The sequence below is a fragment of the Kitasatospora sp. NPDC059817 genome (genome assembly GCF_042731835.1).
Taxonomy (GTDB): domain Bacteria; phylum Actinomycetota; class Actinomycetes; order Streptomycetales; family Streptomycetaceae; genus Kitasatospora.
The window spans coordinates 10,295-24,508 of sequence record NZ_JBHWIR010000119.1 but is presented as its reverse complement, the minus strand read 5'-3'; the positions used below and the strand labels follow the sequence as shown (position 1 = coordinate 24,508).

Below are 14,214 nucleotides of genomic sequence, written 5' to 3'. Positions count from 1 at the left end.
AGGGGGGACCCTGTGGGAGAGTAGGACGCCGCCGAACAATCATTCACAGAGAACCCCCATCCGGGAAACCGGATGGGGGTTCTTTGCATTTCCGGCCCACGGGAGCACCTCACCAGGGCCCCACGAAAGTCCCCACGAAAGTTCAAAAAAGTTCGGCCGGCCATGTCGAGAACCCGTGGCTGGCTCCGTCCCCGGGGTGGACGCGGCCACAATGGGTCGCACCAGCACCGAGGAGAACATCATGGCCAAGTACCTGCTGCTCAAGCACTACCGAGGCGCCCCGGCTCCGGTCAACAACGTGCCCATGGACCGATGGACGCCCGAGGAGATCTCGGCGCACGTGCGGTACATGCAGGACTTCGCGGACCGGCTGGAGAAGACCGGCGAGTTCGTCGACGGCCAGGCACTCGCTCCCGAGGGGACGTTCGTCCGGTACGACGGCGAGGGGCGCCCGCCGGTGACCGACGGCCCGTTCGCCGAGACCAAGGACCTGATCGCCGGCTGGATGGTGATCGACGTCGACAGCTACGAGCGCGCCGTCCAGCTGGCCGGGGAACTGTCGGCCGCTCCCGGGGCGGGCGGGCGGCCGATCCACGAGTGGCTGGAGCTGCGTCCGTTCCTGGCCGCGCCGCCCACCGTCACCGAGTGACCTCCCCGGTGGACGAAGTCCTGCTCCGGAGCCTCGCGCCGAGCGTGCTCGGTATCCTCGTCCGCCGCGGAGCCGACTTCGCGGCGGCCGAGGACGCCGTGCAGGACGCGATGGTCGAGGCGGTCCGCGTCTGGCCGGCCGACCCGCCGCGGGACCCCAAGGGCTGGCTGGTCACCGTGGCCTGGCGCCGGTTCCTCGACGGGGCCCGGGCGGACGCGGCCCGCCGCCGACGCGAGGACCGGGTCGAGGAGGAACCGGAGCCGGGGCCCGCGTCCGCGGTGGACGACACGCTCCAGCTCTACTTCCTGTGCGCGCACCCGTCGTTGACGCCGCCGTCGGCGGTCGCGCTCACGTTGCGGGCCGTGGGTGGGCTGACCACCCGCCAGATCGCCCAGGCCTACCTGGTGCCCGAGGCGACCATGGCGCAGCGGATCAGCCGGGCCAAGCGGACCGTCTCGGGGGTGCGGTTCGACCGGCCCGGCGACGTCGCCACCGTGCTGCGCGTGCTCTACCTGGTCTTCAACGAGGGCTACTCCGGGGACGTCGACCTCGCCGCCGAGGCCATCCGGCTGACCCGGCAGCTCGCGGAGGCGATCGACCACCCCGAGGTGGCGGGGCTGCTCACCCTGATGCTGCTCCACCATGCCCGGCGCGGGACCCGGACCGCGTCCGACGGGAGCCTGGTGCCGCTCGCCGAGCAGGACCGTGGCCGGTGGGACACCGGGTTGATCGCCGAGGGCGTCGGGATCCTGCAAGCGGCCCTCGGCCGCGACCGGTTGGGCGAGTTCCAGGCCCAGGCCGCCATCGCGGCGCTCCACGCCGACGCGCCCACCGCCGAGGAGACCGACTGGGTGCAGATCGTCGAGTGGTACGACGAGCTCGCCCGCCTGACCGAGAGCTCGGTCGTCCGGCTCAACCGCGCGGTGGCCGTCGGTGAGGCCGACGGACCGCGCGCCGGGCTGGCGGCACTCGGGGAGCTGGACGGCTCGCTGCCCCGCCACACGGCGGTGGCGGCGTACCTCCACGAGCGCGACGGCGACCTGGAGATGGCGGCCCGGCTGTACGCCGAGGCGGCCCACCGGGCCCCCAACCTCGCCGAGCGCGACCACCTGACGCGCCAGGCCGCCCGGCTCAACGCCCGTCGGCGTCGCTGACGGACCAGGTGGGTGACGCCGCGTCACCACGGCCTGCCCGTTGAAGGAACGGGACCAAGAGACGGGACCGTCCGTACGGCGAGGGCTCAGAGGCGGCCGGCGGCCTTGAGGGCGAGGTAGGTGTCCGCGAGGGCGGGGGCGAGCTGGGCGGGGGAGGCGTCGAGGACGGTGACGCCGTGGCGGCTGAGGAGGTCGGCGGTGGCACGGCGGTCGGCGCGGGTCTGTTCGGCGGCGGCGGCGCCGTAGACGGCCTCCAGGGTGCCGCGCCCGGCGGCGAGGGCGTCCAGGTGGGGGTCGGCGACGGAGGCCAGGACCACCTCGTGGCGCTTGGTGAGGAGCGGCAGCAGCGGGCGCAGGCCGTCTTCGACCGGGGCCGTGTCGAGGCCGGTGAGCAGGACGATCAGCGAGCGGTGCGGTGCCATCTTGAGGGCGGTGGAGACCAGTGAGCGCATGTCGGTCTCGTGCAGGGCGGGTTGGAGGGAGGCCATCGCGTGGGTGAAGGCCGGCAGGATCTCGCTGGGCGAGCTGCCGGCGACCGCGGCGCGCTTGCGGGCGTCGTGGGCGAGCAGGTCGACGCGGTCGCCGGCGCGGGTGGCGAGGGCGGTGAGCAGCAGGGCGGCGTCGAGGGCGGCGTCGAGGCGGGGTGCGTCGCCGACCCGGCCGGCGGAGGTGCGGCCGGTGTCGAGGACGACGAGGATGTGCCGGTCGCGTTCGGGGCGCCAGGTGCGGACGGCGACGGTGTTGCGGCGGGCGCTGGCCCGCCAGTCGATGGAGCGGACGTCGTCGCCGGGCAGGTACTCGCGCAGGGAGTCGAACTCGGTGCCCTGGCCGCGGGTCAGGACGGAGGTGCGGCCGTCGAGTTCGCGCAGCCGCGCGAGCCGGGAGGGCAGGTGCTTGCGGCTGTTGAACGGGGGCAGGGCGCGGACCGTCCAGGGCAGGTGGTGCGAGCCCTGGCGGCCGGCCAGGCCGAGTGGCCCGAGCGAACGGACCGTCACCCGCCGGGCGTGGTGGTCGCCGCGGCGGGTCGGGGTGAGTGCGGTGACGGCCCGGCGCCGCTCGCCGGCGGGGACGTGCAGGGTGTGCCGGGAGGCGGCCTCGGCGGTGCCCGGCCGCCAGGCGGACGGGGCCCAGGCGTCGCGGATCCGGGCTCGGAGGGGCCGCCCGGAGGGGTTGGTGACGGTCAGTTCGACGGAGGCGGGTTCGCCGAGCCGGACGGTGGTGTCGCCGCCCCGGCCGAGTTCCAGGCTGCGGACGGGGGCGGCGAGCACCAGGTCGATCACGGCGGCGAGCAGCACGGTGCCGGTGACGAGGCCGATCCCGGCCCAGGACGGCAGCAACAGGCCCACGACGAGCGTGCCGAGCGCGGCGAGCAGGGCGGTTCGCCCGGTGAGGGCCATGCGGTGCGCTCCTTCGGGAACGGGTGGTTCAGCGGGGGGCGGGCGTCTGGGTGAGGACGGCCTGGATGACGGAGTCGGCGGTGACGCCCTCCATCTCGGCCTCGGCGCGCAGCGCGACGCGGTGCCGCAGGGTGGGCAGGGCCAGGGCCTTGACGTCGTCGGGGGTGACGTAGTCGCGGCCGGCGAGCCAGGCCCAGGCGCGGGAGGCGGCCAGCAGGGCGGTGGCACCGCGCGGCGAGACGCCGATGGACAGCGACGGGGACTGCCGGGTGGCCCGGCAGAGGTCGACGATGTACGCGAGGATCTCGGGGGAGACGGTCAGCTTGGCGATCTGCTCGCGGGCGGCGGCGAGGTGCGCGGGCCCGGCGACCGGGCGGACGCCGGCGGCGGCGAGGTTGCGGGGGTCGAAGCCGGCGGCGTGCCGGGACAGGACCTGGAACTCCTGGTCCCGGTCGGGCAGCGGCAGGACCAGCTTGAGCAGGAAGCGGTCCAGCTGGGCCTCGGGCAGCGGGTAGGTGCCCTCGTACTCGACCGGGTTCTGGGTCGCGGCGACCAGGAACGGGACGGGCAGTGCGCGCGGCACGCCGTCGACGGTGACCTGGTGCTCCTCCATGGCCTCCAGCAGGGCGGCCTGGGTCTTCGGCGGGGTGCGGTTGATCTCGTCGGCGAGCAGCAGGTTGGTGAAGACCGGGCCGGGCTGGAAGGAGAACTCGGCGGTCCGGGCGTCGTAGACGAGGGAGCCGGTGACGTCACCGGGCATCAGGTCGGGGGTGAACTGGATGCGCTTGGTGTCCAGGTTGAGCGCGGTGGACAGGGTGCGGACCAGCAGGGTCTTGGCGACGCCGGGGACGCCCTCCAGCAGGACGTGGCCGCCGCAGAGCAGGGCGACGACGAGGCCGGTGACGGCGGCGTCCTGGCCGACCACGGCCTTGCCGATCTCGGCGCGCAGGGCGGTGAGTGCGGCGCGCGGGTCGACGGCGGTGTCGGGGGTGCCCGGGGTGGCAGCCGCCGCGCCGGGGGTGCTGGACGGGGTGGCGGTGGCCTGTTCGGTCACGGGTTCCGTACCTGCCTTTCGAGGGCGTCGAGGTCGTCGGCGAGCCGCAGCAGTGCGGCGTCGTCGGTCGGGGGCGGGCCGAAGAGGAGGGCCCGGACGTCGCCGGCGGGCTGCTCGGGGAGGCGGTCGGCCACGGCCGCGCACAGGGTGTCGGGGTCGGGCGCGCCGGCGTGGAGCGGGACGCCCAGGGCGGGGGCGAGGCGGTGCGCGGCGGCCCGGCGCAGGGCCTCGGCGGCGCGGCCGCGGGCCTTGGCGCGGCGGTAGAGCCGGGCGCGGCCCTCGGTGGTCTCGGCGGCGCGGACCACCACGGGCAGGTTCTCGCTGATCACCGGGCCGAGTCGGCGGCCGCGCCACAGGGCGGTCAGGACGGCCGCGGCGGCGAGCTGGTAGCCGGCCCAGCGCCAGCCGTCCGGGATGTAGTCGCCGAAGGTCTTGTCCCGGGTGCCCTGGGCGGGCGGGACGCTGTAGTCGGGCAGGTGCCAGGTGAGGCGGGGCTGGGAGCCGAGCAGGCCGAGGGCGAGGGCGGCGTTGCCGTCCTTGGCGAGCTGCTCGTTGTGCAGGAAGGCGCCGGTGCCGAGCACGATGACGTCGCCGCCGGCGGTCGGGGCGCTGACCAGCGGGTAGCCGTGGCCGCGCGGGTAGCAGCCGGCGCCGCGGCTGCCGCTGGTGTAGAGCATTCCGCCGATCTCGGCGCTGCCGGCCCGCACGGCCTCGGTGAGCGGGCACTGTGCGGCGGTGCTGCGGACGGAGGCGTAGGAGGGCCCGCCGTCCTCGTCGGAGGGGCGGATGCCGGGGGCCAGGGCGCTGAGTGCGGCCGGACCGGGGGCGATGAGGACGAGCCGGCTGTGCCGGGCTGCGGCGACGGCGCGCAGTTCGGCGGGGCCGAGCAGGTCGGGTTCGGGCAGGACGAGGGTGTCGGCGCCGCCCGGGTGGCTGATGAGGTCGGTGGTGAGGTCGGCCTTGAGGCCCTGGTGTTCGAGCAGCGCGAGGACGGCGTGGGTGCCGTCCTGGTCGTAAGAGCGCGGGTCGAGCGGCGGGTAGCGGCGGTCCTGGCCGAGGGCGGCCACGGCGGTGGCGCCGATCAGCAGGACGGCGAGGACGAGCAGGTACCAGCGGGCCCGGCGCCAGAGGCCGCGGCCGGTGAGGGCGAGACTGGTCGTGGCCGTCTCGTCGGGGGCAGGGACGGTGGGCGGCTGCGGCGCGGGCGGCGCGGGGGTGGTGCTGGTCATGCCGCTCCTCCCAGGGCCGGGCGGGCGCGTTCCAGGGTCCGGTCGAGCTCGCGCAGCAGCTGGTACGCGGCCTGGTCTGCGGTGCGCTCGCCGTAGGCGATGTCGTCGAAGGTGCGGGCGGCGGCGGCCAGGGCGGCGGCGTGGTCGGGCAGGGCCCGGCCGGCCTCGGTGGCGGCCTCGTCGGCGGTGCGGCCGGGGCGGACGTCGAGCAGGGTGCGTTCCTCCAGGGCCCGGACCAGGGCTCGCATCTGCGCGCGGACGGCCTCGTTCCAGTGCCCGGCGGCGGCGTGCCGTTCGGCGTCGGCCCGGTACTGGCCGGCGCCGCGCGGTCCTTCGACGCCGTAGACGTCGAGGACGGTGCGGGCCGCGCGCCGTGGAGCGCCGAGGCGCCACCAGAGGGCGGCGCCGATCAGCAGGGCGACGATCAGGAAGAGCACCAGGCCGGTGGTGCCGCTGGTGCCGTTGCCGGAGATGCTGTCGAGCGCGTCGGTGATGTGGTCGTTGAGCCAGGTCATGACCCGTTCCAGGACGCTCGGGTCGTGCTTGTGGTACTCGGCGTTGAGCAGCTCGTCGCGGGCGGCGTCGCGGGCCGGGTCACGCGGGACGGTGACCGGGGCGCCGTCCGCGACGAGGAGCCTGTCCCCCCAGGTAGGCATCCGGGTCAGCGCCTCGCGGGGGGTCGGCCGGCCTGGTCGCCCCAGCCGGTGGCGCCGGGCTCGGCGAGGCCCGCGGCGCGGGCGAGTTCGATGTCCAGGGCCTCGCGGCGGATCCGCTGGTCGATGTAGATGAGGACGCCGAGGGCGGCCCGGAAGGGGATGGTGAGGGTCGCGGCGATGATGCCGGCGATCGCGGTGGTGATCAGCATCGCGGTGGGCTCGTGGGCCGCGGTGAGGTCGACCTGGCGGTCGAAGTCGCTGAAGCCGAGGACGAGTCCGGCGAAGCGGAACGGGATCGCGATGACCATGGCGACGATGAAGGTCAGCACCTCGCCGAGCAGCGAGATGCCGAAGATGCGCCACCAGGAGCCGAGGGTCAGGCGCCGGGAGCGGGACAGTGCGGTCCGCACGCCCTGCTTCTCCAGCATCAGGGCGGGGGCGGCCAGGCTGAACCGGATCCACAGCCAGAACCCGACCGGGATGGTCAGGATGCCGACGAGGAAGAGGAGGGCCTCCGTCCCGGGGTCGCCCGCCGAGCCGGTGGCGTAGAAGTACCAGGGGCTGAAGCCGAGCAGCACCACGCCGCCGGACATCAGGCCGGTGAGCAGGGTCAGCCCGAGCAGCTGGGGCAGCCGGCGGCGGGCGTCGCGCCAGGCGTCCCCGGCGGTCGCGGACTGCCCGAGGACGGCGCGGCTGACGACCATGGTGAGCAGCGCGGTGGCGACCACGCCGAGCAGCACCGTCAGCGGCATCGAGGCGAGCATGGTCGTCACCTGGGTGGCGGGGCCGGTCTTGCCCTTGACCAGCAGCTGGGCGGCGACGTTGCCGGCCTGCTCGACGACGGCGATGCCGAGGGAGAGGGCGAGGGTCGTCCGCCAGTGCTTGCGGATGGTGGCGACGGAGCCGTCGAGGAGTTCGCCGAGTCCGAGCGGGCGCAGCGGGATGACGCCGGGCTTGGGGCTCTGCGGAGCGCCCCAGCCGTAGGGGTGGTGGCCGCCCGGTGCGGGCCGGCTCCAGTCGGGCCGGGCCTGCTGGCCGTTCCAGCCGGGGGCCGGGGCGCCCTGCGGTGGTGCCGACGGCCCGGGCACGGCGGCGGGCGCGTCGGCCGGGGGCCGGGCGTCGTCGCGGGGCGGCTCGGGCGAGCCGGGCGAGGCCCAGCCCGGAGTGTCGGTCATCACTGCTCCTCGGAGGGGCGTCACGGGCGCGGTTCCGGGCGGATCTTTCGCCCGCGCGCAGCGCCCATCGTGCCATGGGGCCTGGGGAGGCCCCATGGGTATCCGGCCGCTGATCGGAAACGGGGGCCTTCCGGTGGTCGGGCGGTGGGCCGCGGACCGTTCGAAGGCGTTCCGACCGGGCACATTCGCCCGGTATGGCCGGAATTAACCGGCGGGGGGAGTTGGCCGTTGTGGAGCATTGGCACTGCTGTGCGGCAGGTCACAATGCGGTAATGAGAGGATGGACGCATGAAGGGACGCGTCCTCGTCGTTGATGACGACTCCGCACTGGCCGAGATGCTCGGTATCGTGCTGCGTGGTGAGGGTTTTGAGCCGTTTTTCGTCGCGGATGGAGACAGGGCGCTAGCCGCGTTCCGGGAGACCAAGCCGGACCTGGTCCTGCTCGACCTGATGCTGCCCGGTCGGGACGGTATCGACGTCTGCCGGCAGATCCGGGCGGAGTCCGGTATTCCGATCGTCATGCTGACCGCGAAGACCGACACGGTCGACGTCGTGGTGGGCCTGGAGTCGGGTGCCGACGACTACGTCACCAAGCCGTTCAAGCCCAAGGAGCTGGTGGCCCGGGTGCGTGCCCGGCTGCGCCGTGCCGAGGAGCCGACGCCCGAGCAGCTGACCATCGGCGACCTGGTGATCGACGTGGCCGGCCACTCGGTGAAGCGGGACGGCCGGGGCATCCCGCTGACCCCGCTGGAGTTCGACCTGCTGGTCGCGCTGGCCCGCAAGCCCTGGCAGGTGTTCACCCGCGAGGTGCTGCTGGAGCAGGTCTGGGGCTACCGGCACGCGGCGGACACCCGCCTGGTCAACGTCCACGTGCAGCGCCTGCGGTCCAAGATCGAGAAGGACCCGGAGCGCCCCGAGATCGTGGTGACCGTCCGTGGCGTCGGCTACAAGGCCGGACCCAGCTGACGTGACGCACCTGGCTGACGAAGCCCCGTCGGGTTCCGCGACCGACGGGGCCGACGCGGTTCGCGGGTCCGTGCTGAGTTCGACCACCCGCCGCCGGCGCCGGGCGGCCGCGTTCGCGCTGCTGACCCGTCAGCTGCGTCGGCCCGCGCGCCGGGTGACGGCGTTGTACCGCCGGTCGATCCAGCTGCGCGTGGTGGCGGTCTCGCTGCTCGCGTCCATCGCGGTCGTCCTGGTGCTCGGCGTGGTCGTGATGGCGCAGGTGCGCACCGGCCTGCTCGGCACCAAGATGGCGGCCGCCCGCGAGCAGGCCAGGATCGGGTTCCAGGCGGAACTGAAGAAGATCGACGAGGCGAAGGACCAGCGGCTGCGGGTCGGCGCCACGCCCGACCCCACCATCGAGGAGACCGGCACCTGGCTGCTGCGCCAGGTCAACGACCTGGCCGCGAGCGGGCAGACCGTCTACTCGGTGATCGCGATGGCCGCCGGCACCGACGCCATCGTCCCGGAGAACGGCTTCGCGCCGCGCTTCTCGGGCGACATCCTGCCCAGCAGCGTCCCCGACACCCTGCGGGACAGGGTCCACTCCGAGCCCGGCCAGATGTTCGACCAGCCGGCCCGGATCCACCGGGCCGACGAGCGGACCGAGCCCGGGCTGGCCCTCGGCATGCAGTTCACCGGCCCGGCCGGCAACAGCTACCAGATGTTCTACGTGTTCTCCTTCGGCCAGGAGACCGACACCCTCGACCTGATCACCGGCACCCTGGCGACCGCCGGCGTGTTCGTGGTGATCCTGATGGGCGGCATCGCCTGGGTCGTGGTGCGCCAGGTGGTCACCCCGGTCCGGATGGCCGCCGGCATCTCCGAGCGGCTCGCCGACGGGCACCTGGAAGAGCGGATGAAGGTCACCGGCACGGACGACATCGCCCGCCTCGGCGAGTCGTTCAACCGGATGGCCAATGCCCTCCAGGCGCAGATCCGCCAGCTGGAGGAGCTGTCCCGGGTGCAGCGGCGCTTCGTCTCGGACGTCTCGCACGAGCTGCGCACCCCGCTGACCACGGTCCGGATGGCCGCGGACCTCATCTACGACAGCCGCGAGGACCTGGACCCGATGGCGGCCCGCTCGGCGGAGCTGTTGCAGGGCCAGCTGGACCGCTTCGAGTCGCTGCTCGCCGACCTGCTGGAGATCAGCCGCTTCGACGCCGGCGCCGCGATCCTGGACGGCGAGCCGGTCGACCTGCGCGACATCGTCGCCCGGGTGGTGGAGGCCGCCGACCCGCTGGCCCAGGCCAAGGGCAGTGCGGTGGTGATCCGCGGCGACGGCGAGCCGGTCGTCGCCGAGGTGGACTCCCGCCGGATCGAGCGCATCCTGCGCAACCTGGTGGTCAACGCCCTGGAGCACGGCGAGGGCCGCGACGTGGTGGTCCGGCTGGGCTCGGCCGACGGCGCGGTCGCGGTCGGCGTGCGCGACTACGGCATCGGCCTCAAGCCGGGCGAGGCGTCCCGGGTGTTCCACCGCTTCTGGCGGGCCGACCCGTCCCGGGTGCGGACCACCGGCGGCACCGGCCTCGGCCTGTCCATCGCGGTCGAGGACGCGCACCTGCACGGCGGCTGGCTGCAGGCCTGGGGCGAGCCCGGCGGCGGCTCGCACTTCCGGCTCACCCTGCCGCGTACCCGGGGCGGCGAGATCAGCCGGGCACCGTTCCGGCTGGAGCCGGAGGACTCCCGCAACAACCGGGGCCTGGGCACCTACGGCGCGCCGTACCGGCGGGCGATCAGCCCGGCCGGCGCGACCGCGATGACTGCGGCCGAGGAGCAGGCGGAGACGCCGGAAGGGCCCGTCAACGGCTTCGGCAGCGGGCTCGGCGGGGTGCTGAACATCGGCCCCGACCTGGGCAAGCGCCGGTTGCCCGAAGGGCCGCGCGCGGACCCCTCGGACGTCCGGACGGCGGGGACCGGGTACGGTGCCACCGGCGCCCAGGTGATGGTGGACCCGACGCCCGGACGGCCGTCGGTGGCACAGCGGACGGCGGAGCCGGACGTGACGGGTGGGATGGGCGGGACGGACCTGGAGGGGTCGCAGCGTGCGAAGGACGAGCAGCAGGACTGAGCCGCGGTTCACGGCGGTGGCCGGCGTGGTGCTCGGCGCCCTGGTGGCGAGCGGCTGCGCGGCCATGCCGGACTCCGGCGGCATCTCCAGGGTGGAGCTGTCGCAGGGGGCGGCCGACAAGAACCTGCAGGCCAAGGTCTACCCGGTGGCGCCGGCCAAGGGCGCCAAGCCGCGCGCCCTGCTGACCGGGTTCCTGGACGCGGTGACCGCCGACGAGGGGTACGAGACCGCGCGCCAGTACCTCACCGAGAACGCCTCCGCACACTGGAACCCGGACGCCGGCATCCAGGTGCTCTCCGCCGCCACCCCGAACCTCCCGGCCGGCCAGGAGATCGCCGACACCGACACCAGCGTCTCCGCGACGGTGACCGGCTCGCTGATCGCCAGGATCGACGAGAAGCACTCGTACCTGGCCGAGGGGCAGCGGGACGTCTCGGCCGACTTCACCCTCGTCCGGGAGAAGGACGGCGAGTGGCGGATCGACAAGCTGCCGGCCGGCGTGATCATGAACGAGACCAACTTCAACAACAGCTACCGCCAGGTCGACCGGTACTTCTACACCACGCCGGACCCGTCCTCGACCGTCACCGGAAGTGCCGGCCAGCAGGTCCTGATCCCCGACCCGATCTACCTGCGGCGCCGGATAGACCCGCTGACCGCCGCCGCCAAGGCCTTGGTCGCCGGGCCCTCGACCTGGCTCGCGCCGGTCGCCCGGACGTCCTTCCCGAGCGGCGTCAGCGTCGACCGGGTGAGCGTCGACGACGGCCGGATCGCCCACGTGCAGCTCGGCGGGGCGGACGTCAGCGAACCGGTGTCCTGCCGTCGGATGGCGACCCAGCTCTTCTACACCCTCGCCGACCAGGGCAAGGGACAGGTCGAACGGCTTGAGCTGAAGGGCCAGCGGGGCAACTGCTTCGCCAGCCGCAACGACTTGCCGGCCACCGGCCCCGGGGCCCTGGCCGGGCCGCTGCCCGCGCAGCAGTACTACCAGCGCGCCGACAACGGCCTGCTGATGGTCACCGACGAGCAGCGCAACGGCGAGCCGGTGCGCGGTGTCCTCGGCAAGCCGCAGCCCGCCGGCAAGGCGCCGCTCGGCACCACGGCCGTCAGCCGGGACGGCTCCCGGGCCGCCGCCATCAGCGGGGACGGCCACCAGCTCTACTCGGTGCCGCTGGCGGACAGCGCGGTGGCGCTGCCCGACCCGGTGCTCACCTCGCCGGTGAAGACCGCCGACAAGGAGGACGGCCTCGCCTCGCCCAGCTGGGACGGCCGCGGCGACCTCTGGGTGGTGGACCGCAACCCGCAGGGCCCGCGGGTGGTGATGGTCCGCGGCAACCGGACGTACCCCGTCGCGGTCGAGGGGCTGGACGGGCAGACCGTACAGGCCCTGAAGATCTCCTCGGACGGCGCCCGGGCCGCCCTGGTGGTCAAGACCGCGGGCGTGCCCAGCCGCTCGCTGTACTTCGGCCTGGTGGTGCACGGCGGCACCCCGGAGGCGCCGACCGCGCGGATCACCGGCCTGCGCCGGGCGGCCCCCTCGCTCACCGACGTCGCCTCGGTCTCCTGGGCGGAGGCCGACCAGCTGCTGGTGCTCGGCAAGGAGGCCGACCGGATCAAGCAGCTGTACTACATCGGCACCGACGGCACACAGAGCGCCGACACCACGCTGCAGGCCGAGAACATGCTCACCGTCTCGGCCTCCGAGTCCCGGGGCAACGTCCTGGCCCAGGCGCCGGCGGTGCTCGCGGCGGCCGGAGGCGCGATCTACCGCCTGATCGGCAGTCAGTGGCGCGAGGTCCAGTTGGCCGACAAGGCCGGGTCCTTCTTCTACGCGGGCTAGGAACCCGCCAGCCAGGCCCTGACGCGCAGTTTCCTGAGGCCCCGACCCCCTGGTGCCCCGTCGGGCCGATCGGTGCCTCAGCCGGGCCGGTGCGCGGTGGCGGCGACCGCGGCGCCCGCCCGGGCGGGCAGCCCGGCGTCCGCCAGTGCCCGGGCCGCCTCGGCGAGGCTGGCACCGGTGGTCACCAGGTCGTCCACCAGGACCGGCTGACAGCCCAGCAGGTCGCGCCGGGCACGCGGCAGCACGGTGAGCGCGCCGTGCAGGTTGCGGTGGCGCTCGGCCGCGCTCAGCCCGGCCTGGTCGGCGACCGGGCGGGCGTGCCGCAGCAGCGGCTCGGCCCGGGCGTCCAGGCCGGACCGGCGCAGTGAGCGGGCGGCGGCCCCGGCCAGCCGCAGCGTCGGGTCGTGGCCGCGGGCGCGGACGGCGGAACGGGCCGAGGGCATCGGGACCAGCAGCAGCGGCGCGGCCCCGGCACGCGGCCCCAGGGCGGAGCGGACGGCCCGGCCGAGCGCCTCGCCGAGCGGGCCCGCCAACCGCAGCGCGCCGCGCTCCTTGTGGGCGAGCAGCAACTGTCGGACGGGGTCGGCGTACGGGGCGGCGGCGTGCGCCCAGGGCAGCAGCGTGGGGCCGGGCCGGGTGGCGGCCAGCGCGTGCCGGCAGGCCGGGCAGAGCTGGGTGCGCTCGGCGCCGCAGCCGGCGCAGCGGGCCGGGACCAGGACGTCCAGCAGTCCGGCCAGTGCGTGGCCGAACGGCCCTTGGGCGGACGGTGGACGGGTGGGGGCGGAGGGTGGTGGCACGGCTGCTCCTGGCGACGGCAGGCACGGAGAGTGAGCAAAGGATGCGCCGTACGGGGGGTGTTGTCCAGGTATTTACCCGTGCTTCACTCGCAGGAGGGTAGACAGGGTCCAACAGCTTGACCGCCCGCCCGCAGTATCGGGTCATACCCGACTCCGCGCCTGGGGAGGCGAAAACCCCGTGTGAGGTGTTCGATAAAGCTCCAAGGGGTTTCAACCGTCCCTGGTGGGGAGGAAGTGAGGTGAGGGCCAGTCGTTTCCCGCCGCTGGCGGCGGGGGCGGGGGGCCGGCAGTGGATGGGCTGGTCCAGCTGGGTCTCAGTCCGGTCCGGTAGCACCCGGATCGGCGTCAGCACGAGGGATCGGAGTTCTGCGTGGACATCGTCGTCAAGGGCCGCAAGACCGAGGTGCCCAAGAGGTTCCGCGAGCACGTGGCCGAGAAGCTGGAGAAGGTCCAGAAGTTCGACGGCAAGGTGATCAGCCTCGACGTCGAGGTGTCCAAGGAGCACAACCCGCGGCAGGCCGACCGGTCCGAGCGGGTGGAGATCACTCTCCGTACCCGTGGGCCGGTGATCCGGGCCGAAGCCGCCGCCGCCGACCCGTACGCGGCGCTCGACCTGGCCTCGGCGAAGCTCGACGCCCAGCTGCGCAAGTCCGCGGACCGGCGCCGAGTGCACAAGGGCGGCAACGGCCGCACCCCCATCAGCGTCGCCGAGGCGACCGCGGCGCTGGCCGCGCTGCCGGACACGGCGGCGCCGGAGGGCGAGACCAACGGGGCCGTCCGCAAGACCATGATGGGATCCCTGGAAGTGGAGGGCGAAGGCCCGCTGGTGGTCCGGGAGAAGACCCACCCGGCCGCCCCCATGGCGCTGGACCAGGCGCTGTACGAGATGGAACTGGTCGGCCACGACTTCTACCTCTTCGTGGAGAAGGACAGCGGCCTGCCGAGCGTCGTCTACCGCCGTCACGGCTACCACTACGGCGTCATCCACCTGCAGACCGACGGGTCGGCCGGCGCGGGTAGTGGTGCGGGCGGGGCGATCGGCGAAAGCGACGACGAGGACTGACCGTCCGAAGACAATCCTGGAGGGGGGGGGGGGCCGGGGGGGGGGGGGGCGGGGGGCCCCCCGGGGCGGGCGGGGCGGGGGGGCGGGGGGGGGGGGGCGGGGGCCGGGGCGGGCGCGCCGCGCCACC

12 protein-coding genes are annotated in these 14,214 nt (G+C 74.4%); 6 read left to right on the top strand and 6 right to left on the bottom strand.

Translation table 11 applies throughout. The features are described 5' to 3' along the window. The first annotated feature begins 241 nt into the window (after window positions 1-241). Both ACFV61_RS23780 and ACFV61_RS23775 read left to right on the top strand, forming a co-directional pair. Window positions 242-649 carry a YciI family protein gene (locus ACFV61_RS23780; protein WP_380343631.1) on the top strand — a complete coding sequence of 136 codons (408 nt, stop codon included), beginning with the start codon at window positions 242-244 and terminating at the stop codon, window positions 647-649. 8 nt (window positions 650-657) lie between these two features. Beyond that, window positions 658-1,803, top strand: coding sequence for an RNA polymerase sigma factor (locus tag ACFV61_RS23775; protein WP_380493748.1), 1,146 nt, complete (start codon window positions 658-660; stop codon window positions 1,801-1,803). Window positions 1,804-1,889: 86 nt separating this feature from the next. Here ACFV61_RS23775 and ACFV61_RS23770 read toward each other — a convergent pair whose 3' ends face one another. From ACFV61_RS23770 to ACFV61_RS23750, 5 genes are all read right to left on the bottom strand, one after another. Then, window positions 1,890-3,200 carry a DUF58 domain-containing protein gene (locus tag ACFV61_RS23770; protein WP_380376994.1) on the bottom strand — a complete coding sequence of 437 codons (1,311 nt, stop codon included), beginning with the start codon at window positions 3,198-3,200 and terminating at the stop codon, window positions 1,890-1,892. Between the two features lie 28 nt (window positions 3,201-3,228). Beyond that, window positions 3,229-4,149: an AAA family ATPase gene (locus ACFV61_RS23765; protein ID WP_380343635.1), complete on the bottom strand. Its 921-nt coding sequence runs from the start codon at window positions 4,147-4,149 to the stop codon at window positions 3,229-3,231. Between the two features lie 101 nt (window positions 4,150-4,250). Continuing rightward, window positions 4,251-5,483: a DUF4350 domain-containing protein gene (locus ACFV61_RS23760; protein WP_380493744.1), complete on the bottom strand. Its 1,233-nt coding sequence runs from the start codon at window positions 5,481-5,483 to the stop codon at window positions 4,251-4,253. Next, on the bottom strand, window positions 5,480-6,139 hold the full coding sequence (locus ACFV61_RS23755) for a DUF4129 domain-containing protein (RefSeq protein WP_063349151.1): 660 nt from the start codon (window positions 6,137-6,139) through the stop codon (window positions 5,480-5,482). Before ACFV61_RS23755 ends, ACFV61_RS23760 begins: the two co-directional genes overlap by 4 nt. A gap of 5 nt (window positions 6,140-6,144) precedes the next feature. Next, complete coding sequence (locus tag ACFV61_RS23750) at window positions 6,145-7,314, bottom strand: hypothetical protein (RefSeq protein WP_380343589.1); 1,170 nt, start codon at window positions 7,312-7,314, stop codon at window positions 6,145-6,147. Between the two features lie 288 nt (window positions 7,315-7,602). On the opposite strand from ACFV61_RS23750, the gene mtrA reads away from it, so the two are divergent. The 3 genes from mtrA to ACFV61_RS23735 all read left to right on the top strand — a co-directional run bounded on the left by mtrA (window position 7,603) and on the right by ACFV61_RS23735 (window position 12,227). Further along, window positions 7,603-8,280, top strand: a complete 678-nt coding sequence (gene mtrA / locus ACFV61_RS23745) for an MtrAB system response regulator MtrA (RefSeq protein WP_030247322.1) — start codon at window positions 7,603-7,605, stop codon at window positions 8,278-8,280. Between the two features lie 70 nt (window positions 8,281-8,350). Then, window positions 8,351-10,387, top strand: a complete 2,037-nt coding sequence (gene mtrB, locus ACFV61_RS23740; RefSeq protein ID WP_244293445.1) for an MtrAB system histidine kinase MtrB — start codon at window positions 8,351-8,353, stop codon at window positions 10,385-10,387. Then, a complete protein-coding gene (locus ACFV61_RS23735; protein WP_208869098.1) occupies window positions 10,362-12,227 on the top strand; it encodes an LpqB family beta-propeller domain-containing protein in 1,866 nt (621 codons plus the stop codon). Before mtrB ends, ACFV61_RS23735 begins: the two co-directional genes overlap by 26 nt. Before the next feature lie 77 nt (window positions 12,228-12,304). Here ACFV61_RS23735 and ACFV61_RS23730 read toward each other — a convergent pair whose 3' ends face one another. After that, on the bottom strand, window positions 12,305-13,024 hold the full coding sequence (locus ACFV61_RS23730) for a ComF family protein (RefSeq protein ID WP_380343594.1): 720 nt from the start codon (window positions 13,022-13,024) through the stop codon (window positions 12,305-12,307). A 370-nt stretch (window positions 13,025-13,394) separates the two neighbouring features. Here ACFV61_RS23730 and hpf point away from each other — a divergent pair, with 370 nt between their 5' ends. Continuing rightward, the gene (hpf, locus tag ACFV61_RS23725; protein ID WP_063349155.1) at window positions 13,395-14,087 is read left to right on the top strand and encodes a ribosome hibernation-promoting factor, HPF/YfiA family; all 693 of its coding nucleotides are present in this window, start codon (window positions 13,395-13,397) and stop codon (window positions 14,085-14,087) included. The last annotated feature ends 127 nt before the right edge of the window (window positions 14,088-14,214 follow it).

Excerpts from the sequence above, each read along its gene's own strand:
- ACFV61_RS23780 (WP_380343631.1), top strand. The coding sequence starts at position 242 with ATGGCCAAGTACCTGCTGCTCAAGCACTACCGAGGCGCCCCGGCTCCG.
- ACFV61_RS23770 (WP_380376994.1), bottom strand. The coding sequence starts at position 3,200 with ATGGCCCTCACCGGGCGAACCGCCCTGCTCGCCGCGCTCGGCACGCTC.
- ACFV61_RS23760 (WP_380493744.1), bottom strand. The coding sequence starts at position 5,483 with ATGACCAGCACCACCCCCGCGCCGCCCGCGCCGCAGCCGCCCACCGTC.
- ACFV61_RS23755 (WP_063349151.1), bottom strand. The coding sequence starts at position 6,139 with ATGCCTACCTGGGGGGACAGGCTCCTCGTCGCGGACGGCGCCCCGGTC.
- ACFV61_RS23750 (WP_380343589.1), bottom strand. The coding sequence starts at position 7,314 with ATGACCGACACTCCGGGCTGGGCCTCGCCCGGCTCGCCCGAGCCGCCC.
- mtrA (WP_030247322.1), top strand. The coding sequence starts at position 7,603 with ATGAAGGGACGCGTCCTCGTCGTTGATGACGACTCCGCACTGGCCGAG.